Here is a 21526-nt window from a genome sequence, read left to right on the forward strand (position 1 = left end):
GGATCATGCTTGCGCCGATAGCGGCTTGCCCGATACCGGGATCGCCAGGCGGTCCTTGTTGAGCCTGCGCTCGACCCAATTGAGGCCTCGGGTCAGGAAATAGACGGTGACGAAGTAGACGATGCCGGCGCCGATGAGCGTGTCGTAGACGCGGTAGGTGTCAACGCGAATCGTCGTCGCCGTGCCCATCACCTCATAGACCGTCACCAGCGACGCGATCGACGTCGCTTTCAACAGCAGGATCGTTTCCGAACTCATGGTGGGCAGGCAGATGCGCACCGCGCGCGGCAGTGTGATGCGCCAGAACACCTGGAATCGGTTCATGCCGAAGGCGCGCGCCGCCTCGATCTCGCCATGCGGCACGGCCAGTATGGCGCCACGTAGAATCTCGCCGGTATAGCCAGCCGTGTTCAGCGACAGCGCGAAGATGGCGTAATAGATGCCGTCCTTCAAAAACGGATAGCCGCGCATCATCCAGCCGGGAATCAGCTGCCCCAGGCCGTAATAGATGAAATAGAGCTGTATGAGGAACGGCGTGCCACGCATCATGAAGATGAAGGTGCGTGCCGGGATCCACAGCAGCGGGTTGGGGCTGAGGCGGGCGAGCGCCACCGGCACGGCGCAGATGTTTCCGATAACGCTGGAGGAAATGGTGAGGAGCAAGGTGAGCGGCAGCGCCCAGATGAGCTGCGGCATCACCACAGTGAACATATAGATCGGATCGAATTTCATCTTCTGATCTCTCCCGGCCGTCAGGCGCGCCGAACGCCGCGATTGGCGCGCTTCTCAAGACGGCCGGTGACATACATCGAAACGCCCGACACGATCATGAACACGACCGCAGTGGCGCCGTAATAGAACAGAAAATGCTTGGTCTGGTTGGCCGCACCGCGCCCCACCGACATGATATCGCCCACCGCCGCCACCACACTGACAAAGGCGCTGTCCTTGGTGATGTTGAGCCATTGGTTGCCGAGACCCGAGATGGCATAGCGCACCATCTGCGGCAGGATGATGCGGATGAAGCGCTGTGGCGCATGCATGCCGAAGGCCTTGGCGGCCTCGATCTGTCCCTTCGGCACCGCCTGGATGCCACCCCTGAGCACGTCGGTGAGATAAGCACCATAGATGATGCCCAGTGCAGAGATGACGGCGCCGAACGGATTGATCTCGACGCCACGCTCGGCAAGGCCCAGACCCACCAGCACGCTGGAGAGGGTTGAGGTACCGGCATAGAAGATGAGGATGATGAGCAGCAGTTCCGGCACCGACCGGACCACCGTCGTATAGACCTCGCCGGCCCGGTTCAGCGCCTTGACGTGGCACAGCTTCGACCAGGCGCCCAGCATGCCGATGCCGAAGGCGATCGTGTAGGCACAGGCCGAGATGAAGAGCGTCGTGTAGATGCCCTTGAAGAATTCGTCGCCATAGCCCGCGTCACCCCAGGCTAGGCTTGCCCACAAAGATTGTTCCGCCGCCAAAGCTGGCCCCCATCGTAAAGCCCTGTTCCCCGCAACCCATTTTCTGGGCCGGCCGGTTTTCCCGGCTCGTAGCTATGCAGGATCGTACCCCCCGCCCCCCGCCGGCAGCAATACCGCATTGCGCCAATTTCTCAAGTCGTCATGCCCCGGCTTGACCCGGGCATGATGGGGTGGGGGGGGGATGCCACCGCCCCCAAAGCAAAACCGCCCGATCCATCTGGACCGGGCGGTTTGTCACGTGATCTTGGGCCAGCCTTAGAAGGTCGGCTTAATCAGCATGCCGTCGAGTTCCGGATACTTCTTGGTGATCTCGTCATACTTGCCGCTGGTAACGACTTCCTTGATCGCGGCATTGAGCTTGTCGAGCGTGTCCTGGTCGTCCTTGCGGACGGCGGCGCCGACGCCTTCACCCATGATCGGGTCCTGGGGCACAACGGCCTTTTCTTCGTAATCCTTGCCCGCGTCCGACTTCAGGAACGGGGAGAGGGTCGAACGGCCTTCCTGGACGTAGTCGACGCGACCGGCGGCGAGATCGGCCAGCGCCGTGTCGAGACCGTCATAGGTCTTGATCTCGGCGGCGGAGCCGAAGCGCTTCTGCAGGAACTTCGAGTGGATCGTGGCGTTCTGCGCGCCCATGATCTTGCCCTTCATCGATTCCGGATTGTCGAAATCGATTTTGGTCGCATCCGACTTCGGCCCGATGATGATGGTGGTCGAGTCATAGTAGAAATGCGTGAAGTTTACCTGCTGCTTGCGGTCGTCGTTGATCGTCATCGAGGCGAAGATGAAATCGATCTTGCCTTCCTGCAGTGCCGGGATGATTCCGTCCCACGCCGTCGGGAACAGTTCGCATTTGATCTTTGCCGCTTCGCACACGGCCATGGCGAGGTCGACTTCCCAGCCGGTCCACTTGCCGCTGGTGTCCTTGGTGGCGAACGGCGGATAGTCGGTCTGGTCCATACCGACCTTGTAAACCTTGTCTTCCGCCTGCGCGGCGAAAGCGGTGGCGGCCATGATCGCACCGGCGACGATGCTCCCAAACAAGCTCTTTTTCATGATCATTCCCTGGTCAAAGTTGCCCTGTTCAAACCTTTGATACCGGTCCTCTTGCTGCCGTACCGCTGACCGCTCTGATGTCGGCCTTGAGGCGGGGGTAAAGGATCGGCTCGGGAAAAAGACTAGCACAGGCGAATTCGGCTTGGGTAGCAGCGATACAGGCGTCAAACAGACAATTCCGCGTGAGAAAGCCCTGTCATTTGCCGGCGTTAACCCTCAAATCGCCGGAAACCCCTCACCGCTCATGCCTTGCCGAGGAAAGCCTCGAATCGGTCCATGGCCTCCGAGAGCCGCTCGTTGGACTGGGCGTAGCAGAGGCGCAAATAGCCCTCACCACCCGCACCGAAGGCGGTACCCGGCGCCAGCCCCACCCGCCCCTCGACCACCAGGCGCTTGCAGAAATTGAGCGCTGCCTCAGGCTCGGTCCCCAGCTCGGCCACCTGCAGCATCAGATAGAATGAGGCGTCGGCCGGGATGACGCGCACGCGGTTCATCCGGGAAAGACGCTCCAGCACCAGATCGCGCCCGCTTTTGCAGCGCGCCACCATCCACTTCACCCAATCCTCGCCATCGGTGATAGCCTTGACGCAGGCCGCCTGCAGGAAGGGCTGCCCGCCCGACGTGTTGAATTCCAGCAGGCGTTCGAAAGCGGTCGTGGCCGCACGCGGCATCACCATCCAGCCAACACGCCAGCCGGTCATCGCCCAGGTCTTGGAGAAGGAATTGACCACGAAGACGGGATCGTCCGGCGTCGCGATTTCCAGGAAGGAGGGTGCCACGGGGCGATTATAGACGAGGCGGTTATAGACTTCGTCGGCGATGAGCGCGATGCCGCGCGTCCTGCAGAAATCGAGCAGCGCCTTGCGCTGTTCCTCGGGCATGATCCAGCCGGTCGGATTGCCGGGCGAGGCCACATAGACGGCACGCGTCCGCGCGTCGCAGGCGGCAAACAGCTTTTCGAGATCGAGATGCCAGCCGTCATCCCGGCCCTTCAACGGCACCTGGCGCGCGTCGCCGCCCAGAATGGTGACGGCGCGGTAGATGTTCGGCCAGACCGGGCTAACGCAGACCATGTTGTCGCCGGCGCTGATCAGCGATTGCACGATCAGCATCATCGCGTTCATGCCGCTCGACGTCACCGCGATGCGATCCTCGGTCAGTTCGACCCCGTAGAGGCGGCGGTGATAGTCGATGAGCGCGTCGCGCAGTTCCGGGATACCGCGCTTATAGGTGTAGAAGGTCTTCCCTTCCTGCAGCGCTTGAGCAGCGGCGTCGCAGACGAATTTCGTGGTCGGCAGATCGCCCTCACCCACCCACAGGCCGATCACGTCGGGCACGCTGAAACCCATCCTCCACACATCGACGATCTGCGAATCCTCGAGGGTGGCGATGGCGGGGCGAAGATTAAGAGCGGTCATGATGGGAAAGTCTCGTCAGGATATAGGCGTTTGCGGGATTGCAGCGGCATCCGGCTTTTTCTCGCGCGGGCGCCACAGCACCAGAAGGTTGCCGGACATTACCAAAGCAAAGCCCAATCCCGCCAGAGGCGACCAGCGATAGCCTTCGAGGAAGGTGGAAAGGGTCAGCGCCACGATCGGGAACATGACGCTGGTATAGGCGGCGCGCGCGGCACCAATGCGCTGCACCAGATGCAGATAGCAGCCAAAGCCGATGACGGTGGCAAAGAGCGCAAGGCCGATGAGCGAGACGATATAGGCCGGGCGCGGATCGTAATTGAAACTGGCGCCGGCCGCCAAGGCAAAGCCTACGCAGAACAATGCCCCGAAGCTCATCCCGATCGTGTTCGACTGGATGACGGGGATCTCGAGCGCTTTGAGGCGCACGCTCACCATGTTGCCGAGCGAGGCGAGATAGGTGGCCAGGAGCGAGAGGCCGAGGCCCAGCGCCGGCTCGGAACCGAGGCCGCTGCTGGCCAGTTCTGGATAGAAGACGAGGCAGAGACCGGTCAGGCCGATGAGCGCTGCCACGAAGGCACGGCGGTCAATCTTTTGCCGAAAGAACAGCGCCAGGTTGAGAATATTCATCATCGACATGGTCGAGAAGCACACCGCGAGCAGCCCGCTGACCAGATGCGCGCCTGCGAAATAGAAGAGGATGTAGTTGCCGCAAAAGAGACACAGGCCCTGCACCGCCATCAGCAGCACAGCGGGCTTGGGAAAACGCAACGAGCGCCGCGTCACGGCGCAGAAACCGATCAGGATGACGGCAGAGAGCAGGAAGCGATAGCTGAGCGACACCTGCGGCGCCACCACGCCCAATTGCTGCTCGATCCCGTACCAGGACGAGCCCCAGATCAGCACCACGATCGTGTAGAGGGCCCAGACGGGCATGCGGCGACACTCCCCTCGACGGAAGCACCGACGCTAGTTCGGGCACGGCGGCGCGACAATCGCCGATGCCGCATGCGGGTCATGCAAGGGGCAATGTGTGGAGACAAAGGTGGGGTGACATTCTCATATGTCATGCCCCGGCTTGGCCGGGGCATCCACGAGTTTTGTCACTCACACAAAGAAAGCAACTCGTGGATGGCCCGCCTGAAGCGGGCCATGACAATGGGGGCGAACCGAACCGTCAATCCACCAGATTGAAGAAGATCCGCGTGTTGTCGTAGCCCACAGCGAGCGTCAGGCGGTCGCCGGGCTGGACGGCCACCGGCTCCTTGAAGAAATGCGCCGCCTGTTTCCAGTGATTGGTGCGGGAATGACTGTCGGAGCGGTAGACGATATCCTCGAACATGTGGAGGTCGAACCAGAAGGCGACGCCGTGGCAAAGGCCCGCTTCCGTCACCGGCACGACGATGCGGTGGCTGTCCATTTCCTTCATGACGATGCGGAAATCGAAGGCCAGCGCCTGGAACCGATCCGAGAGGCGGCGGTGCGGGTCGGCCGCGAAATCGATCACGGCATAACCCGGCGAGCGGAAGCGATCCATGCCGGACATATCAAAGCCGGCAATATTGCGCACCGGGTTGATCCGCGCCAGATGTTCGCATTCCAGGAGCACGCCATAGACGGTCGAAGCTTCCGGGACGATGCGCCCCTCAGGCTTCACCAGATTCTCGCGCGCATGGCGGATGATCGGCAGCATGTTCGGCGCCAGCATGCCGACATTGAGAAGTTCGGAAACGAAGACATCGGCTTTCTCGGGCAGATCCTCGCCGAGGCGCAGCTGGGTCGACTTCTTGGTAACGACCGTGATCTTATCGCCATAGCCATTGTGGGCGATGATCTGGCGCGCGGCATCGGCGATGGTCGGCAGCACTTCGCAGGTGACGACTTTTCCCGCCCCGGCACGCGCCGCCATCATCGAGACGATGCCCGAGCCGGTGCCGATTTCCAGCACCAAATCGCCCGGTCGCACCGCGCGCGCAAGCGCCGTGTCGTAAGCCGCGTTGCGCTCCTCGTCATTGATCATCGGGATGTGCCAGGCCGGCACCATCGACGATAATTGCAGGCGCAAGGCGAAGTTGAGATCCTCGTCCTCGGGCAGCTGCGCCAGGCCCTCCTGGATGACAAGCATGGCGTCATCGGGCCGCTGCTGGTCATGCAGCGCCTGTGCCAGCGACGCGTAGGCCGGCGCGCATTTGGGATCGAGCCGCAGTGCCTCGCGGAAACAGTTCTCCGCCTCCGGCATGTGGTCGAGCTGGTAGAGGATCTCGCCGGCATTGAAATGCGCGTCGACGAAATCGGCGTCGTGGCGGATCGCCTCGTTGAAGCAGATCAGCGCCTTGTCGAACTGACCGCGCCGCTTCAGCACGATACCGAGATTGTTGATCGCCGCCACCTGCACCGGCGGTCGCGCCAATGCCTGGCGGAAGGCGTTCTCCGCCTCCTCGACCTGGTCGAGGCGCAGCAGCGCGTTACCGAGATTGTTCCAAGCCATGCTGTCGTCGGGCCGCAGCATGGTGGCACGGCGGAAGCTCACCTCGGCATCGCCGTTGCGGCCCAGCGCATAAAGGAGCGCCCCGCGGCTGTTGTGAAACTGGGCCCAGGTCGGGTCAATGGCGATCGCCCGGTCGATGAGGTCAAGCGACTGCCCGGCATCCGCCCCGCCCTGGAACCCGATCACACCAAGAAGGTGCACCGCATCGGCATTGTCCGGTTCGCGGGCGACGAGATCGGCACAGATGGCGCTGGCTTCACCCAACTGGCCGTTCTCGACGGCAACCATGACCGATTCGATGGACTGGGCCCGTTCTTCGGCAGATTTCATGACCTTCAGCCTTCCGCTCCGCAATTTTGCAGGCAGTCTAACGCGCAGAATCGGGATGACGCCAGTTTAGGCGTCGATTCGGGGCGCAATAAGGCCCAGATGTCAGGGAAAAAGGTGGGCTTTAGGCGAGGATATTGACCAACGACCCACGGCCGCCAGCCGGGGTATTGCCCGAGGCGGTCGGTGTCGTGCCGCCATTTCCATTGTCGAGGGCCGGGGCGGAAGGTGCCTGGGGGGCGCTGGGCGACGCGCCGGCCACCTGCTTGGCGGCACTCACGGCCTGGGTCAGCAGATTGGCTACATTCTGGTCCTGGTTCTGCTGGCTGCGGATGCCGGCAAAGGCAGCCTGCTGCCCGCGCTGGGCACTGGCGATCTGGGAGGCGGCAAAACCGGCGGCGGCGACGTCCATGACAGCGGGTCCTGGTCTTTTAGGCGGTGATGTCGAGGAGGGCTTGGGTGTTTTGGGCGTCCGTGCGAATGACCGCCGCATTGGCCTTGAAGCTGGTGGCAGCCAAGCTCAGCGACACGACATCCTCCGGGTCGAGGGAGCCCGAGGCGATGTTCTGAGCGCTCTTTTCGACGTCGCTCTGGGCCTTCTTCAGGCCTTCGATCGCGGTGTTGATGGCGCTGGATGAAGAGATTTCCATGATCACCTCCCTGGCCGCGCTTCAACCTAGCGGCCACTTATTGGCTCAAGTCTGGACCATAGCCCAGACCCGTTAAAATTTCGTTTCTTTTCCATCCCGGATAGGAATCCAGATAAAGAATGGTTAACAAATCTCCGACTTCGGCGCAAGGGTGGACCGGGACTAAGGTCGTATCATCCTTGCATTTTTACCGCTTGATCGGGTTTCACCGGCCTTGTTAGCATCTGCAGCATGAGCAATTTGGAAGCTGCATCACTGATGACCATCCGTCCGCGACGCTCGGTGCTTTATTTGCCGGCCAGCAATGCCCGTGCGCTGGAGAAGGCGCGCACCCTGCCTGTAGACGCCCTCATCCTCGATCTCGAGGACGCTGTGGCGCCGGAGGCCAAGGAGATGGCGCGCGATCAACTCGCCGCAGCCCTGCAGGAAGGCGGCTTCGGCAAGCGTGAAGTGGTGGTGCGCGTCAATGCGCTGGAGACGCCCTGGGGCGCCGATGATGTGGCGGCGGTGGCCAAGCTCGGCGCCGATGCGATCCTCTTCCCCAAGATCAACACGGCGGAAGATGTCTTGAAGGCCGTCGCCGCCCTCGATGCCGCCGGGGCCCCTGCGGATCTCCCCATCTGGATCATGGCTGAGACGCCGCGCTGCATCATGGGCATGGATGCAATCGCTGGTGCCAGTCCGCGCCTCACCTGCCTGGTTGCCGGCACATCGGATCTCAGCCGCGACCTCCGCGCACGCCCAGCGCCGGGTCGCATCGGCGTCATCTCGGCGCTCTCCATCATCGTCATCGCCGCGCGCGCCCATGGGCTTGATGCGCTCGACGGGGTGCATCTCGATATGAACGACGATGCTGGCTATCTCGCCGCCTGCGAACAGGGGCGCGATCTGGGCTTCGACGGCAAGACACTCATTCACCCCAAGCAGATTCCCGGTGCCAACGCCGCTTTTGCGCCGAGTGTCGCCGAGATCGAGCAAGGGAAGGCGATCGTTGCCGCCTGGGCCGAGGCGCGGGCCGCCGGCAAGGGCATCTGTGTCCTCAATGGCAAGCTCATCGAGAAGCTGCATGTCGAGGATGCCGAACGCCTCCTCGCCCTCCACGCTGCCATCCTGGAACGGGGCGAAGGCAGCGCTTCGGCGGCCGCTTAATCCTTGCCCCCGATGCGATCCGTGCAGCCCACCTGCATCAGGCGATCGACCTGATTATAGGCACCGAGATTGGGGCTGCCCGCAGCCGAACAGGCCGAAACACTGCCAGCGAGCAGCGCCAGAACTGTCAGAGACTTGATATATTTGGCAAAAATCGACATTTTCCAACCCTTTCGAAGTACCGGCACCCGCTTTCCGACCATCGGCTTTGCGACCGGCGATGCCCTTAACCTGGGCATTCCTTTCGGCTAGGTTGTGAACCGCTTCACAGGACCCATTGGGGAGGCCTTCATCAGCACCGACGCACCCAACGCCCCGACCGCAGGCGGCGGCCTCGCCGTTCTCGCCGCGCGCGCGCAGTTGCTGGCCAAGAGCTTCCTGTTCCGCGGGCTGGAACAGGGTCTCCTCGAACGCGTGGCACGCCTCTGTCAGCCGCGGCGCCTCAATGTCGGTGAGACGCTGTTCTGGGAGGATGAGCCGGCCGATGCGCTTTACGGCGTCGCCAAGGGCCTCATCCGCATCTGGGTGCATGGTCCCGACGGACGCGAGTTGACGCTCAATTTGATGGAGAGCGGCGACTTCTTCGGCGAGATCGCGCTTCTCGACGGGCTGCCGCGCACGGCGAGCGCCAGCGCGCTTGCCGATACCGAGATGCTGAGCGTGCCGCGCGCTGCGTTCCTGGAGCTGATGAAATCGGAGCCCAAGCTGGCGCTCCACATCATCGAGCTGCTGTGCGAGCGCCTGCGCCACAATACCGACCGCATCCGCGACGCCGCCTTCCTCGATCTCGGCACGCGGCTTGCGAAGACGCTGGAAGCGCTGGCCATGGGCCATGGCGAGGAATCGGCCGAAGGCATCGTCATCACCGCCAAGCTCAATCAGAGCGAGCTCGCCCAGCTGCTGGGTGTGACGCGCGAGGCGGTCAACAAGCAGTTGAAGCAGTTCGCCGAAAGCGGATTGATCGCCACCAAGGGCAGCCGCATCGTGGTGCGCGACAGTGCCGGGCTATCCGCCCGCGGCAAAGTGAAGGAAGAGAGCGCCTAACCCCCCATGTCCGACGTTCCTATAGAAGACACGTCCCTCTGGTTTGAAATCGTCATCGTCTTCCTGCTGATTCTGCTCAATGGCTTCTTCGCCATGTCGGAACTTGCCATCGTCTCGGCGCGCCGCGCGCGGTTGAAGCCGCTGGCCGATGCCGGTCACCGCGGCGCCAGGAAAGCGCTGGAACTCGCCGAAGACCCGACACAGTTTCTCTCCAGCGTGCAGATCGGCATCACCCTGGTCGGCATCGTGGCCGGTGCGTATTCCGGCGCCACCCTGTCGGCGCCGCTCGCAGCCGAGCTTGACGACTTTGCCCTGATTTCCGCCTATGCCTATCCGATCGCGGTGACGCTGGTGGTCGCCACCATCACCTATCTGTCGCTTATCGTCGGCGAACTGGTGCCCAAGCGCATCGCCATGAATCACGCCGAATCGATCGCCATGGTCGTAAGCCGCCCGATGGCGCTCATTGCCAAGATCGGCGCACCGCTGGTGTTCGTGCTGCGCGTTTCCACCAACGCGCTCCTCACCCTCATCGGCCTCAGCGCCGACCGCGACACGGCGGTCACGGAAGAGGAAGTGAAGACAATGGTGGCCGAGGGCGCCGAGACGGGCGTCTTCGAGGAGGAGGAGCGGCACATGATCGACCGTGTGCTGCATCTGGCGGACTACACCATTCGCTCGATCATGACGCCGCGGCCCGATATCGACTGGATCGATCTCAACGACCCGATCGAGGCCGTGACCGCGCAGATCCGCGAAAGCAAGCATACGCGCCTGCTGTTATGCCAAGGCAGCGTCGACGAAGTGGTGGGTGTCGTCCACACCAAGGACCTGCTGCATCAAATGACCGCCGGTGAACCGCTCAACCCGCAAGGAGTGGCAAAGCCGGCGATGACCCTGCATGAGACGACGACCATCCTGCGGCTCCTCGAACTCTTCCGCAAATCGCCGAGCCACATGGCCGTGGTGCTCGACGAGTATGGCAGCGTCGAGGGCATCGCCACGCAGTCCGATATCTTCACGGTGATCGCCGGCGAGATGACCGAAGACGAAGCGGAAGACGAATCCATCGCCCAGCGCGCCGACGGCTCGTGGCTGATCGACGGGCGCACCCGCCTCATCGACGTCGAACGCCGCATCGGCGCCACCGGTTTCGTTCACGCCGATTACGCCACCATCGCCGGCCTGGTGCTGCACCGCCTGGGCCGCGTGCCCAAGGTGGGTGAGAGCGTTACCTTTAACGGCTTCCGCATCGAAGTCGTCGATCTCGACGGCCGCCGCATCGACAAGGTGATGGTCGACCGCCTCGCGGCGCCGGAAGAGGACTGAGTTTCGTCGCCCCGCGACCGCATGCTGAGGCCGTCATCCCCGGGCGAAGACCCGGGGATCCACTGATTGCTCTCGAGAGTGGATGCCGGTCTTCTCAGGCGGCATCGCAGGACACCGGCATTTCCCGGGGCCGGTGCGACGGGGAGCAGCCATTTCCGCCGGCCTGCCCAGGCGAGGGTCTATGTATCACCCGGGATTTCCAATCGGGCCGGTTCAGGCTACCGGCCAAGAGCAACAGACCTGCGCCCACGCCTTCCCCTCTCTGCGAGCGGTAGAGCGGCTTGCGTCAGCCAACAACCGGCTGATTGCAGATGGCCGCTGTGTGGCCGGTCCGAATGAGATGAGCGCCTCTACATTGCTACTGCATTCCTAGGCGTGTGCTAAGAACATTTCAAGAACAAATATCCATGATTCGATGTATCATGTGAACACAATGGATGAGGGGGGATGGGGCGATGCCTAAGAATGTTGATCTGCGCCGCTTGTTCGACCGCTGGGAACGGGTCTGGCATGAGAGCAGGTTCGATCTCATTCCAGCTTGCGTGGCGCCGCATTACATCCGCCATGACGAAGCGGGCGACCGCGTGGTAACACGCGAAGCATATGCCGCCGAACTCGCCAAACTTAAGGCGGCCCGGCCGGATATTCGCATTGTCGTCTATGACCATGTGCTGCAGGAAAAGGCCGCATGGTATCGCTTCACGATGCAATGGAGCGATCAAGAGAGCGGCGAGATGCGCAGCCGCGCCGGACTGCAGAGCTACCGCATCGAAGATGGCTTGCTTGCCGAGACATGGGTCATCCTGCAGCCGCTGGGCTCCGCCTGGACCGACCCGGTGGCGCAGGAGACATGGACGCGTCCGCTGGTGCGGCATCTTCCTTAGTGCTGACAGCGGGGCACGAATGTGTCCGTATGACACAGCCTGACACCAGAAAGGTCCGTCAGTTGCCCCCACCGTTCCCTCACCATGAAGGGAGAGGGCATTTCGAGCGAGAGTGCCTGCCACTTCATTTCGACAATCATCAAAATGTCCTTGACCGGCACTGGCGCGCCCTGATATTTCGATAAACGTCGAAATGATGGAGAGCGCGATGGTGCAAGAGGCGCAGCAGATCGTCACCAGCCTGGGAGCCCTGGCGCATGAGCATCGGCTGGCGGTCTATCGGCTGCTGGTCGCAAAGGGGCCGGAGGGCCTCGCCGCCGGGAGCCTCGCCGAGACGATGGCGATGCCGCCTTCCTCGCTCACCTTTCATCTGCAGCAATTGCTGCAGGCAGGCCTGGTCACCCAGCGGCGGTTGGGGCGGCAGATCATCTATGCCGCGGATTTTGCCAACATGAACCGCCTGGTTGCCTATCTCACCGAGAATTGCTGTGGCGGCCAGGCCTGCGCCCCTGTCTGCGATCCCGATCCCAAAGAGTCCGTGGCCAAAGGAGAGACCGAAAATGAAGCGCCTGCACGTCAACGTTGCCGTTGAAAATCTGGAGGAAGCGATCCGCTTCTATTCGACGCTGTTCGCCGCCCAGCCATCGGTCGCCAAGACCGACTATGCGAAGTGGATGCTGGATGATCCGCGCGTCAATTTCGCCATCACGGCGCGCGGCCGCGTGGCGGGACTCGACCATCTCGGTATCCAGGTGGAGAACGAGGCGGAACTGGGCGAAGTCTACGACCGCCTCAAGCTGGCCGACCGCCCGGTCGTCGACCAGGGGAATGTCACCTGCTGCTATGCCCAATCGACCAAGAGCTGGATCACCGATCCCGCCGGCATTTCCTGGGAAACGTTCCTGACCCATGGCGGCAGCACGGTCTATGGCGGTGACGGCAAGACGGCAGCGGTCGAAACTGGGCCGGTTGAAACGAGCGCCGCCAGTGCCTGCTGCGGCGACAACCCTTGCGGCACCAAAGCCGCGGATGCACCGGCCGGCTCGGCCTGCTGCGCGTGAGATGAGACGATGACGACGAAAACCTACAACGTCCTTTTCCTCTGCACCGGCAATTCGGCGCGCTCGATCCTTGCCGAGAGTATCTTGCGCAAGGACGGTGCGCCGCATTTCAACGCCTTCTCGGCGGGGAACATGCCAAAGGGAGAGGTGCATCCGATGGCACTGAAGGTCCTCGGCGATGCCGGCTACCCGACCCACGGTTTCCGTTCGAAAAGCTGGGAAGAGTTTGCAGCACCTGGCGCAGCGCAGATGGATTTCATCTTCACGGTCTGCGACAACGCCGCGGGCGAGGTCTGCCCGGTCTGGCCGGGCCAGCCAATGTCGGCACATTGGGGCATCGAGGATCCGGCCGCAGTGACGTCATCGCCCATGGAGCAGGAGGCGGCCTTCGTCGCGGCGCTGCGCTATATGAAGAACCGCATCGGCGCCTTCACCGCCTTGCCGCTTGCCAGCCTCGACCGCTTGACCTTGGGCGCAAAACTGGGCGAGATCGGCGCCAGTCAGGGTGCCTCGAAAAAACGCCCGGACGTGGCCTGAGAGAATCAGCGTGGGATATGGGACTTTTTGAACGTTACCTGACCCTGTGGGTGGCGCTGTGCATCGGCGCCGGGATCATCCTTGGCTATCTGATGCCGGGTTTCTTCAGCCTGGTGGCCGGCGCCGAACTGGCCAAGGTCAATCTGCCGGTCGCCATCCTGATCTGGGCGATGATCGTGCCGATGCTGTTGAAGATCGATTTCGCGGCCCTTGGCGGCGTGCGCGCGCATTGGCGCGGCGTCGGTGTGACCCTGCTGGTCAATTGGGCGGTGAAGCCGTTTTCGATGGCGCTGCTGGGGACACTCTTCCTCGGCACCCTTTTCGCGCCGCTGCTCGACCCATCGCAGATCTCGTCTTACATCGCTGGACTCATTCTGCTGGCCGCCGCCCCTTGCACGGCGATGGTCTTCGTCTGGTCCAATCTGGTGGATGGCGAGCCGCATTTCACCCTGAGTCAGGTGGCGCTCAACGATCTCATCATGGTCGTTGCCTTTGCCCCCATCGTGGCGCTGCTGCTGGGCGTCGCCTCGATTACCATCCCGTGGGAGACGCTGCTGCTGTCGGTCGTGCTCTATATCGTCATTCCGGTCGTGGTCGCGCAGGTGCTGCGGCGCTGGCTGCTGCAAAGCGGGGGCCTCGACCGCGCACTTGCCGCCATGCGACCCTTGTCGCTGGGCGCGCTGCTGCTGACCTTGGTGCTGCTGTTCGGTTTTCAGGGCCGCGAGATCATTGCCCAGCCGCTCACCATCGCGCTCATCGCCGTGCCGATCCTCATTCAGGTCTATCTCAATGCCGGCATCGCCTATCTCCTGAGCCGGCGCTTAGGCGTGGCGTGGTGTGTGGCGGGACCGGCAGCCCTCATCGGCGCCAGCAATTTCTTCGAACTGGCGGTCGCCGCGGCGATCAGCCTTTTCGGCTTGAATTCGGGTGCAGCCCTTGCCACCGTGGTCGGCGTCCTGGTCGAAGTGCCGGTGATGCTGTCGGTCGTGCGCATCGTGCGCGCGAGCAAGGGTTGGTATGAGGCCAAGGATGCTGTCACTCGCACCGCTCCATGAGTTGCAGGAACTTGCCACCGCGCTGAGGCAAGCCGATCTCCCCACCGGCGATCTCGATGCCGCGGGGCGGCGCTTCTTCCGCGCCGCCGAGGCGGGCGGCGGCGTGATCGGCTATGGCGGGTTCGAGGGCAGCGGCAATGATCAATTGTTGCGCTCGGTCGTCATCGCCCCGGCTTCGCGCGGTCGCGGTCACGGGCGGGCGCTGGTCGATGCGCTGCTGGCGCAAGCCCGTAACGACGGCGCGGCACGCGTCTGGCTGATGACCACGGATGCGATGGATTTCTTCCGGCATCTGGGCTTTGCCGATGCCGCGCGCGAGGCGGCACCCAGCGTGGTGACCCAGTCGCTGCAATTCACCACCCTGTGCCCGGCAAGTGCCAAGCTGTTGGTGAAGGACATCTGATACCCGTCACTTGGCGCCCACCACCCCGCCCTCCCCCGTGACAGGAGAGGGTAGGGCGCGTGTGACGGACGAACCCGCAGGGCTTACGCCCTGAAAATCTTGCCGGGGTTCATGCGGTTGTCGGGATCGAGGGTCGTCTTCAGCTGGCGCATGACGGCGACGGCGGAGCCGTGTTCGGCCTCGAGGAAAGGGATCTTGCCATAGCCGATGCCGTGTTCGCCGGTGCAGGTGCCGCCCATGGCAATGGCGCGATGCGCGAGGCGGTCGGTCAAAGCCTTGGCACGGGCGGCTTCTTCGGCATCATCCGGGTTCAAGATGATGCAGAGGTGGAAATTGCCGTCACCCACATGGCCGACCAAAGGCGTGAGCAGGCCGGAGGCCGCCACATCCGCCTTGGTTTCCAGAATGCAATTGGCAAGCCTCGAGATCGGCACGCAGACATCGGTCGGCCAGCCCTTGGCGCCGGGGCGAAGGGCCAGGCCCGCATAGAAGGCGTCATGGCGGGCCTGCCACATTTTGTTGCGGTCTTCGGCCTTCGAGGTCCAGTTGAAATCGCTCATGCCGAACTCGGCGCCGATCTCGTTCACCAGCGCCGATTGCTCGGCAACGCCGGTCTCGGTGCCGTGGAATTCGAAGAACAGGGTCGGGCGCACGGCGAAATTGAGCTTGGAATATTTGTTGATGGCGTCGATCTGCACTTCGTCGAGGAGCTCGATGCGCGCCACGGGGACGCCGGCCTGGATGGTGCGGATGACGGTGTTCACCGCCGACCCGATATCGGGGAAATTGGCGACCGCCGCCGCCATCGCTTCCGGGACACCGTAAAGGCGCAGGCGGATCTCGGTGATGATGCCGAGTGTCCCTTCGGAGCCGACGAAGAGGCGCGTCAGGTCATAGCCCGCCGCCGATTTCCGCGACCGGCCGCCGGTTTGGATGATGCGGCCATCGGCCAGCACCACGGTGAGGCCCAGCACGTTCTCGCGCATGGTGCCGTAGCGCACCGCATTGGTGCCGGACGCTCGCGTCGCCGTCATGCCGCCGATGGTGGCATCGGCGCCGGGATCGATCGGGAAGAAGAGGCCCTGGTCCTTGATATAGGCGTTGAGCGCCTTCCGGGTCACCCCGGCCTGGACCTTGACGTCGAGATCGTCGGCATTGACCTCGATCACCTTGTTCATGCGGCCCATGTCGATGCTGATGCCGCCATCGAGTGCCGCCACATGGCCCTCCAATGAGGTGCCGACACCGAAGGGAATGACGGGTGCCCCGAACTCGGCCGCGACCTTGGCGATGGCAGAAACCTCTTCGGTCGATTCCGGAAACACGACGACATCCGGCGCATGGCTCTCGTGATAGGATTCGTCATGCCCGTGCCGGTCGCGGATGCCGGCATTGGTCGAGACCTGATCGGCTTTCAGGATCTTCTGCAACGCCGCGACGAGGCCGGGGACGTTGAGATTGCGTTGCGGGCGGGGAGCTGCGGCGGTCATGGGCAGTGTCCTTACGTTAGGTCTGGGCGTGAAGGCCCCTCACCCCAACCCCTCTCCCCATTTCATGGGGCGAGGGGCTTTCCACTCAGCTCGCTCGAACTCCCTCGCCCCGCTTGCGGGGAGAGGGTCGGGGTGAGGGGCGCTTCGTGCCTCAACGTCTTACTCGGAGCCTAGCACAAGGCCCCTTGCCGCTGTCCTGGATTCTGTGCGGGAGGCGCCCCCGAAAAGAGCCGGTCTACGCCCGCCCAAAACCGCCGCCACCGGGGGTTTCGATCAGGAAGACGTCGCCTGGCTGCATCTCGGCACCGTCGGTGCCTTTTAAGATTTCGACCTTGCCATCGGCGCGGATGACGCTGTTCTTGCCCAGCGCCCCTTCCCCGCCGCCCTGCAAGCCGTAAGGCGCCACGCGGCGATGGCCGGAGAGGATGCCGGCGGTCATCTCCTCCAGGAAGCGGACGCGACGCACGACGCCGTCGCCGCCTTTGTGCCGGCCCTTGCCGCCGCTGCCCTTGCGGATGTGGAAATCCTCCAGCAGCACGGGGAAGCGGAATTCCAGCACTTCGGGATCGGTGAGGCGCGAATTGGTCATATGCGTCTGCACGGCATCAGTGCCGTCGAAATCCGCACCCGCACCGGAACCGCCGGCGATGGTCTCGTAATATTGATGGCGCTGATTGCCGAAGGTGAAGTTGTTCATCGTGCCCTGCGCCGCCGCCATCACATTCATGGCGCCATAGAGCGCATCGGTGATGCATTGCGAGGTCTCGACATTGCCGGCAACCACCGCCGCCGGATAATGTGGTTTGAGCATCGAGCCATCGGGGATGACGATGTCGAGCGGGTCGAGGCATCCCTGGTTCATCGGGATCTCGTCATCGATGAGGGTCCGGAAGACATAGAGCACGGCGGCCTTCGCGACGGCGGAAGGCGCGTTGAAATTGGTGCCCAGCTGCGCCGAGGTGCCAGTGAAATCGACCTTGGCGCGGCGCGCCTGGTGATCGACCGTGACGGCCACCTTGATGACGGCGCCGTCATCCATTTCATAGGCGAAGCTGCCGTCGGTGAGGCGGTCGAGCACGCGGCGGACCTGTTCGGCGGCATTGGCCTTCACATGCCCCATATAGGCATCGACCACGGGCAGCGAGAACTGCGCCACCATGCGGTGGAGTTCCTGCACGCCCTTTTCATTGGCGGCTATTTGTGCACCCAGATCGGCGATGTTCTGGTCGGGGTTGCGCGCCGGGTATTTGCCGGAGGCGAGCAGCTTGCGCATCTCCTTCTCCAGCATGACGCCCTGATCGACCAGTTTCACATTGTCGATGAGGACGCCTTCTTCCTCGACCGTGCGGCTGTAGGGCGGCATGGAGCCGGGCGTGAGGCCGCCGATATCGGCATGATGGCCGCGGCTTGCCACATAAAAGAGGATGCGGCTCCCCCCATCGTCGAAGACCGGCGTCACCACGGTGATGTCGGGGAGATGCGTGCCGCCGTTATAGGGCGCGTTCAGCACATAGACATCGCCGGGGCGCATATCGGTGCCGCCATCCTTTGTCGCATGGGTGCCAATGACACTCTCGACACTCTCGCCCATGGAGCCCAGATGCACCGGCATATGCGGCGCGTTGGCGATGAGATGGCCCTTTGAATCAAAGAGCGCGCAGGAGAAATCGAGCCGCTCCTTGATGTTGACCGAATGGCTGGTCTTCTCAAGCGTCGAGCCCATCTGCTCGGCAATCGACATGAAGAGGTTGTTGAAGATCTCCAGCATCACCGGGTCGACTTCGGTACCGACCGCATGCTGGCGCCGGGCGGCGACATAGCGCTCCATCACCAGATGGCCGCGCTCGTTCAAGACGCCGCGCCAGCCGGGTTCGACGACGTTGGTCGAAATCGGCTCGAGGATGATGGCGGGGCCATCGATCTGCTGGCCGGGGCGCAAGGCCGCGCGGTCAAAGACGGGGGCGGTCAGGGCTTCGCCATGCGCCCAGAAGGGCACGGTGGCGAGCGGCTTTGCATCGCCCGCCATGGGTGTCAGCAAGGGATCGACCACCTGCTCGGTCTTGCCGATCGCCTCGACCGAGATCGAATCGACGATGAGGGACTTTGAGGGCACGATGAAGCCGTAGCGCTGGCGATGCCCGTCCTCGAAGCCCGCCTGGATCTCGGCGGCGGTGCCGAAATCGGTGATGAGCGGGGCGTCCGTGCCGGCATATTTGACATGCACCTGGCGCCGCAGATCGATCTCGGCAGGCGCGATGCCTTGCGCGGCGATTTCGGTCCGGACCGCTTGCGCCATTGTTTCGAGTTCGGTCGCAAGACCGGTCACGAGATGCTGGTCGAGTGCTGCTTCGACCGTCTTGTGGCGGATGGCACGGATGTCGGCAAGGCCCATGCCATAGGCCGAGAGCACGCCGGCCAGCGGGTGCAGGAAGATCTTGGTCATGCCCAGCGCATCGGCCACACGGCAGGCATGCTGGCCACCGGCGCCGCCGAAGCAAGCGAGGGCATACTTGCTGACGTCATAGCCGCGCTGGATCGAGATTTCCTTGATGGCGTTGGCCATGTTGGCGACGGCGATGTCGAGGAAGCCTTCGGCGATGTCTTCGGGCTTCGGCGCCTTGCCGGTCGCCTTGGCGATGTCGGCGGCGAGCGCCTTGAACTTCGCCACCACCACGTCGCGATCGAGGGGCGCATCGCCATTCGGGCCGAATACTTTGGGGAAATGATCGGGATGAAGCCGGCCCATCATGACATTGCAGTCGGTGACAGCGAGCGGCCCGCCGCGGCGGTAGGAGGCCGGCCCCGGATTGGCACCGGCGGAATCCGGGCCGACGCGATAGCGGCTGCCGTCGAAATGCAGGATCGAGCCGCCGCCAGCCGCCACGGTGTGGATCAGCATCATGGGGGCGCGCATCCGCACGCCCGCCACCTGCGCTTCGTAAGTGCGCTCGAACGCACCGTTGAAATGGGAGACGTCGGTCGAGGTGCCGCCCATGTCGAAGCCGATGATCTCGCCAAAACCCGCTTGCCGCGCCGTCTCCACCGCACCGACGATACCGCCGGCGGGGCCAGAGAGGATGCTGTCCTTGCCCTGGAACTTGGCGGCGTCGGTCAAGCCGCCATTCGACTGCATGAACATGAGGCGCGTCGTCTTGTTGCCGATCTCGCCTGCCACCTGATCGACATAGCGGCGCAGGATCGGCGAGAGATAGGCATCGACCACCGTGGTGTCGCCGCGGCTCACCAATTTCATCAGCGGCGAGACTTCGTGGCTGACCGAAATTTGGGTGAAGCCGGTTTCCTCGGCCAGCTTTTTTAGGGCCTGTTCATGGGCGTGGTAGCGGAAGCCGTGCATCAAGAGGATGGCGATGGCGCGGTAGCCCTTGGCGTAGGCCGCCTTGAAATCGGCACGCGCCTTGTGGAGGTCGAGGGGCGTCAGGACCCGGCCAGCCGTATCGACGCGCTCCTCGATCTCGATCACGTCGCGGTGGAGGAGTTCGGGGAGATCGATGCGGCGGGCGAAGATCTTGGGGCGGTTTTGATAGGCGATGCGCAGGGCATCCTTGAAGCCCCGGGTTACCGCCAGCACCACCGCCTCGCCCTTGCGCTCGAGGAGCGCGTTGGTGGCGACGGTGGTGCCCATCTTGATGGCGGCGACATCGGCGGGGAGTGCTGCGTCGGGTGCCAGACCCAGAATGGCGCGGATGCCAGCCATTGCTGCGTCCTTGTAGCGTTCCGGATTTTCCGAGAGCAGCTTATGCGTGATGAGCCGCCCATCCGGCGCCTTTGCCACGATGTCGGTGAATGTGCCGCCGCGATCGATCCAGAACTGCCAGGAGTTAGCCACTTCGATATCCGCCCATTTTGTCTCGTCATGCCCGGGCTTGACCCGCGCATCCAGTCTATCCGAGGCACCAGTGGATCCCCGGGTCTTCGCCCGGGGATGACGCATTCTAAAACTAGCGCGTCACCAGTTCCGTGCCGCGCTTGGATAGTACGCGGCAGCCGGTCTCGGTCACAACGACCGTTTGCCCGGATGTCATGGCGAGGCCGCGCTCAGAGTCGAAGATGATGAGGTGGATGAAGAACACCTGGTTGGGTGCCGCCAGCTCCGCATTGCCGTGATAGAACATCGGATAATCCATCCAATTGGGCGCGAAGGTCGTGCCGAGGGAATAGCCGGTGGCGTTCATCCGGTAGGCTTGATAACCGGCGGCATCGAGCACGCGCGAATGGGCGTCGAACACCTCGCCGATCGGGCGGCCGGGGATGAGGGCTGCCTTGCACGCCTCCAGCGCATCGACGGCGACCTTGTGCATCTCGACCTGGCGCGGCGGCACCTTGCCGATGGGAATGGTGCGCATCAGGGCCGAATGGTAGTGGCGGAAGACACCGGCGAATTCGAGGGTGAGCTGGTCGTCCTTTTCCAGCACGCGGCGGCCGGAATGATATCGGCACAGCAGCGCTTCCGGACCCGAGCCGATGATGAATTCATTGGCCGGATCGTCGCCATCGTTGCGGATGATGATGCTCTGCATGGCGGCGAGGATTTCGGCACCATGCACGCCGGGGGCTGCCAGGCGATGCGCCTCATCAAGTGCCAGATCGGCAAGGTGCGCCGCCTTCTCGACATAGGCAAGTTCGCTGGCCGACTTCACCAGACGCTGCTTGGAGACGATGTCGCTGGCATCGACGAGCGTCGCAAAACCCTCGAACGCCGCCGCCATCCGCATGCCGTTCTTGGCGGTCAAGCCATAGGCATCCCATTCGATGCCGAGCTTCTTCCCCGAAAGTCCCCAGGATTTCAGCATATCGCGGAGTTCAGCGGACGGATTGGCGTCCGGCCCGTCGACCCAGACGCGGATATCGGCGATGTCCGAGGTGAGCTGCGCCTGCCGGAGATCGGGCGCGCGGGTGAGGAGGAACTGCCGGCCATCGGCGCCGAGGTAATAGCATTGGAAGAAGACATAGCCGAAGGTGTCGTAGCCGGAGAGGTAATACATGCTCTCCTGCCGGAACATCAGCAGTCCGGAGAGGCCGCGCGCCTCAAGGGCGGCGATGGTGGCCTTACGGCGGGCGGCGAATTCCTCGCGGGTGAAGTGCAGCGACATGATGTGAAACTCCGGCTTTGCTGGCGATGTGGCCAAAGAAGACCAT

At 63.2% G+C, this 21526-nt stretch carries 21 protein-coding genes; 9 read left to right on the plus strand and 12 right to left on the minus strand.

Annotated features, from left to right (window positions below):
* Positions 1–3: 3 nt before the first annotated feature.
* The 8 genes from SMD31_RS05030 to SMD31_RS05065 form a co-directional block, all read right to left on the minus strand.
* Complete coding sequence (locus tag SMD31_RS05030; RefSeq protein ID WP_320499680.1) at positions 4–732, minus strand: ABC transporter permease; 729 nt, start codon at positions 730–732, stop codon at positions 4–6.
* Positions 733–752: 20 nt separating this feature from the next.
* Positions 753–1463, minus strand: coding sequence for an ABC transporter permease (locus SMD31_RS05035; protein ID WP_320499682.1), 711 nt, complete (start codon positions 1461–1463; stop codon positions 753–755).
* A gap of 273 nt (positions 1464–1736) precedes the next feature.
* A complete protein-coding gene (locus tag SMD31_RS05040) occupies positions 1737–2537 on the minus strand; it encodes a transporter substrate-binding domain-containing protein (RefSeq protein WP_320499684.1) in 801 nt (266 codons plus the stop codon).
* A 242-nt stretch (positions 2538–2779) separates the two neighbouring features.
* Positions 2780–3955: a pyridoxal phosphate-dependent aminotransferase gene (locus SMD31_RS05045; RefSeq protein WP_320499685.1), complete on the minus strand. Its 1176-nt coding sequence runs from the start codon at positions 3953–3955 to the stop codon at positions 2780–2782.
* A 15-nt stretch (positions 3956–3970) separates the two neighbouring features.
* Entirely contained in the window at positions 3971–4888 is a 918-nt protein-coding gene (locus SMD31_RS05050) for a DMT family transporter (RefSeq protein WP_320499686.1), read from the minus strand.
* A gap of 241 nt (positions 4889–5129) precedes the next feature.
* A complete protein-coding gene (locus tag SMD31_RS05055) occupies positions 5130–6770 on the minus strand; it encodes a tetratricopeptide repeat protein (RefSeq protein WP_320499687.1) in 1641 nt (546 codons plus the stop codon).
* 121 nt (positions 6771–6891) lie between these two features.
* Positions 6892–7179 carry a hypothetical protein gene (locus tag SMD31_RS05060; RefSeq protein ID WP_320499689.1) on the minus strand — a complete coding sequence of 96 codons (288 nt, stop codon included), beginning with the start codon at positions 7177–7179 and terminating at the stop codon, positions 6892–6894.
* Between the two features lie 19 nt (positions 7180–7198).
* On the minus strand, positions 7199–7417 hold the full coding sequence (locus SMD31_RS05065; protein ID WP_320499691.1) for a hypothetical protein: 219 nt from the start codon (positions 7415–7417) through the stop codon (positions 7199–7201).
* Positions 7418–7648: 231 nt separating this feature from the next.
* Between SMD31_RS05065 and SMD31_RS05070 the strand changes: the two genes are divergently transcribed.
* On the plus strand, positions 7649–8566 hold the full coding sequence (locus SMD31_RS05070; protein ID WP_320499693.1) for an HpcH/HpaI aldolase/citrate lyase family protein: 918 nt from the start codon (positions 7649–7651) through the stop codon (positions 8564–8566).
* On the opposite strand, the gene SMD31_RS05075 is transcribed toward SMD31_RS05070, so the two are convergent.
* Positions 8563–8727, minus strand: a complete 165-nt coding sequence (locus SMD31_RS05075; protein WP_320499695.1) for a hypothetical protein — start codon at positions 8725–8727, stop codon at positions 8563–8565. The genes SMD31_RS05070 and SMD31_RS05075 overlap by 4 nt on opposite strands.
* A gap of 94 nt (positions 8728–8821) precedes the next feature.
* Here SMD31_RS05075 and SMD31_RS05080 point away from each other — a divergent pair, with 94 nt between their 5' ends.
* The 8 genes from SMD31_RS05080 (at position 8822) to arsN2 (ending at position 14879) form a co-directional block, all read left to right on the plus strand.
* Positions 8822–9610, plus strand: coding sequence for a Crp/Fnr family transcriptional regulator (locus SMD31_RS05080; protein ID WP_320499696.1), 789 nt, complete (start codon positions 8822–8824; stop codon positions 9608–9610).
* 6 nt (positions 9611–9616) lie between these two features.
* Positions 9617–10939, plus strand: a complete 1323-nt coding sequence (locus SMD31_RS05085; protein WP_320499698.1) for a hemolysin family protein — start codon at positions 9617–9619, stop codon at positions 10937–10939.
* A gap of 455 nt (positions 10940–11394) precedes the next feature.
* Positions 11395–11823, plus strand: coding sequence for an ester cyclase (locus SMD31_RS05090; RefSeq protein ID WP_320499700.1), 429 nt, complete (start codon positions 11395–11397; stop codon positions 11821–11823).
* Between the two features lie 208 nt (positions 11824–12031).
* Complete coding sequence (locus SMD31_RS05095) at positions 12032–12415, plus strand: ArsR/SmtB family transcription factor (RefSeq protein WP_320499702.1); 384 nt, start codon at positions 12032–12034, stop codon at positions 12413–12415.
* Entirely contained in the window at positions 12384–12884 is a 501-nt protein-coding gene (locus tag SMD31_RS05100; RefSeq protein WP_320499704.1) for an ArsI/CadI family heavy metal resistance metalloenzyme, read from the plus strand. The genes SMD31_RS05095 and SMD31_RS05100 overlap by 32 nt, the downstream gene beginning before the upstream one ends.
* Before the next feature lie 9 nt (positions 12885–12893).
* Positions 12894–13421 (plus strand): arsenate reductase ArsC, encoded by a 528-nt coding sequence (locus tag SMD31_RS05105; protein ID WP_320499706.1) that lies wholly within the window; start codon positions 12894–12896, stop codon positions 13419–13421.
* A 17-nt stretch (positions 13422–13438) separates the two neighbouring features.
* Positions 13439–14476: an ACR3 family arsenite efflux transporter gene (gene arsB, locus SMD31_RS05110; RefSeq protein WP_320499708.1), complete on the plus strand. Its 1038-nt coding sequence runs from the start codon at positions 13439–13441 to the stop codon at positions 14474–14476.
* Positions 14451–14879: an arsenic resistance N-acetyltransferase ArsN2 gene (arsN2, locus tag SMD31_RS05115; protein WP_320499710.1), complete on the plus strand. Its 429-nt coding sequence runs from the start codon at positions 14451–14453 to the stop codon at positions 14877–14879. The genes arsB and arsN2 overlap by 26 nt, the downstream gene beginning before the upstream one ends.
* 83 nt (positions 14880–14962) lie before the next feature.
* On the opposite strand, the gene SMD31_RS05120 is transcribed toward arsN2, so the two are convergent.
* The 3 genes from SMD31_RS05120 to SMD31_RS05130 form a co-directional block, all read right to left on the minus strand.
* Positions 14963–16369 (minus strand): FAD-binding oxidoreductase, encoded by a 1407-nt coding sequence (locus SMD31_RS05120; RefSeq protein ID WP_320499712.1) that lies wholly within the window; start codon positions 16367–16369, stop codon positions 14963–14965.
* Positions 16370–16604: 235 nt separating this feature from the next.
* Positions 16605–20216 carry a hydantoinase B/oxoprolinase family protein gene (locus tag SMD31_RS05125; RefSeq protein WP_320499713.1) on the minus strand — a complete coding sequence of 1204 codons (3612 nt, stop codon included), beginning with the start codon at positions 20214–20216 and terminating at the stop codon, positions 16605–16607.
* Positions 20217–20328: 112 nt separating this feature from the next.
* Complete coding sequence (locus SMD31_RS05130; RefSeq protein WP_320499714.1) at positions 20329–21480, minus strand: M24 family metallopeptidase; 1152 nt, start codon at positions 21478–21480, stop codon at positions 20329–20331.
* Between the last annotated feature and the right edge of the window lie 46 nt (positions 21481–21526).

Source organism: Dongia rigui (genome assembly GCF_034044635.1).
Classification (GTDB): domain Bacteria; phylum Pseudomonadota; class Alphaproteobacteria; order Dongiales; family Dongiaceae; genus Dongia; species Dongia rigui.

What these genes read in the sequence shown, in the direction of transcription:
- SMD31_RS05055 (WP_320499687.1), bottom strand. Translation starts at nt 6,770, where the DNA reads ATGAAATCTGCCGAAGAACGGGCCCAGTCCATCGAATCGGTCATGGTT.
- SMD31_RS05070 (WP_320499693.1), top strand. Translation starts at nt 7,649, where the DNA reads ATGAGCAATTTGGAAGCTGCATCACTGATGACCATCCGTCCGCGACGC.
- SMD31_RS05075 (WP_320499695.1), bottom strand. Translation starts at nt 8,727, where the DNA reads ATGTCGATTTTTGCCAAATATATCAAGTCTCTGACAGTTCTGGCGCTG.
- SMD31_RS05045 (WP_320499685.1), bottom strand. Translation starts at nt 3,955, where the DNA reads ATGACCGCTCTTAATCTTCGCCCCGCCATCGCCACCCTCGAGGATTCG.
- SMD31_RS05100 (WP_320499704.1), top strand. Translation starts at nt 12,384, where the DNA reads ATGAAGCGCCTGCACGTCAACGTTGCCGTTGAAAATCTGGAGGAAGCG.
- SMD31_RS05060 (WP_320499689.1), bottom strand. Translation starts at nt 7,179, where the DNA reads ATGGACGTCGCCGCCGCCGGTTTTGCCGCCTCCCAGATCGCCAGTGCC.
- SMD31_RS05090 (WP_320499700.1), top strand. Translation starts at nt 11,395, where the DNA reads ATGCCTAAGAATGTTGATCTGCGCCGCTTGTTCGACCGCTGGGAACGG.
- SMD31_RS05095 (WP_320499702.1), top strand. Translation starts at nt 12,032, where the DNA reads ATGGTGCAAGAGGCGCAGCAGATCGTCACCAGCCTGGGAGCCCTGGCG.
- SMD31_RS05065 (WP_320499691.1), bottom strand. Translation starts at nt 7,417, where the DNA reads ATGGAAATCTCTTCATCCAGCGCCATCAACACCGCGATCGAAGGCCTG.
- arsB (WP_320499708.1), top strand. Translation starts at nt 13,439, where the DNA reads ATGGGACTTTTTGAACGTTACCTGACCCTGTGGGTGGCGCTGTGCATC.
- SMD31_RS05130 (WP_320499714.1), bottom strand. Translation starts at nt 21,480, where the DNA reads ATGTCGCTGCACTTCACCCGCGAGGAATTCGCCGCCCGCCGTAAGGCC.
- SMD31_RS05030 (WP_320499680.1), bottom strand. Translation starts at nt 732, where the DNA reads ATGAAATTCGATCCGATCTATATGTTCACTGTGGTGATGCCGCAGCTC.
- SMD31_RS05050 (WP_320499686.1), bottom strand. Translation starts at nt 4,888, where the DNA reads ATGCCCGTCTGGGCCCTCTACACGATCGTGGTGCTGATCTGGGGCTCG.
- SMD31_RS05120 (WP_320499712.1), bottom strand. Translation starts at nt 16,369, where the DNA reads ATGACCGCCGCAGCTCCCCGCCCGCAACGCAATCTCAACGTCCCCGGC.
- SMD31_RS05105 (WP_320499706.1), top strand. Translation starts at nt 12,894, where the DNA reads ATGACGACGAAAACCTACAACGTCCTTTTCCTCTGCACCGGCAATTCG.
- SMD31_RS05040 (WP_320499684.1), bottom strand. Translation starts at nt 2,537, where the DNA reads ATGAAAAAGAGCTTGTTTGGGAGCATCGTCGCCGGTGCGATCATGGCC.
- arsN2 (WP_320499710.1), top strand. Translation starts at nt 14,451, where the DNA reads ATGCTGTCACTCGCACCGCTCCATGAGTTGCAGGAACTTGCCACCGCG.
- SMD31_RS05085 (WP_320499698.1), top strand. Translation starts at nt 9,617, where the DNA reads ATGTCCGACGTTCCTATAGAAGACACGTCCCTCTGGTTTGAAATCGTC.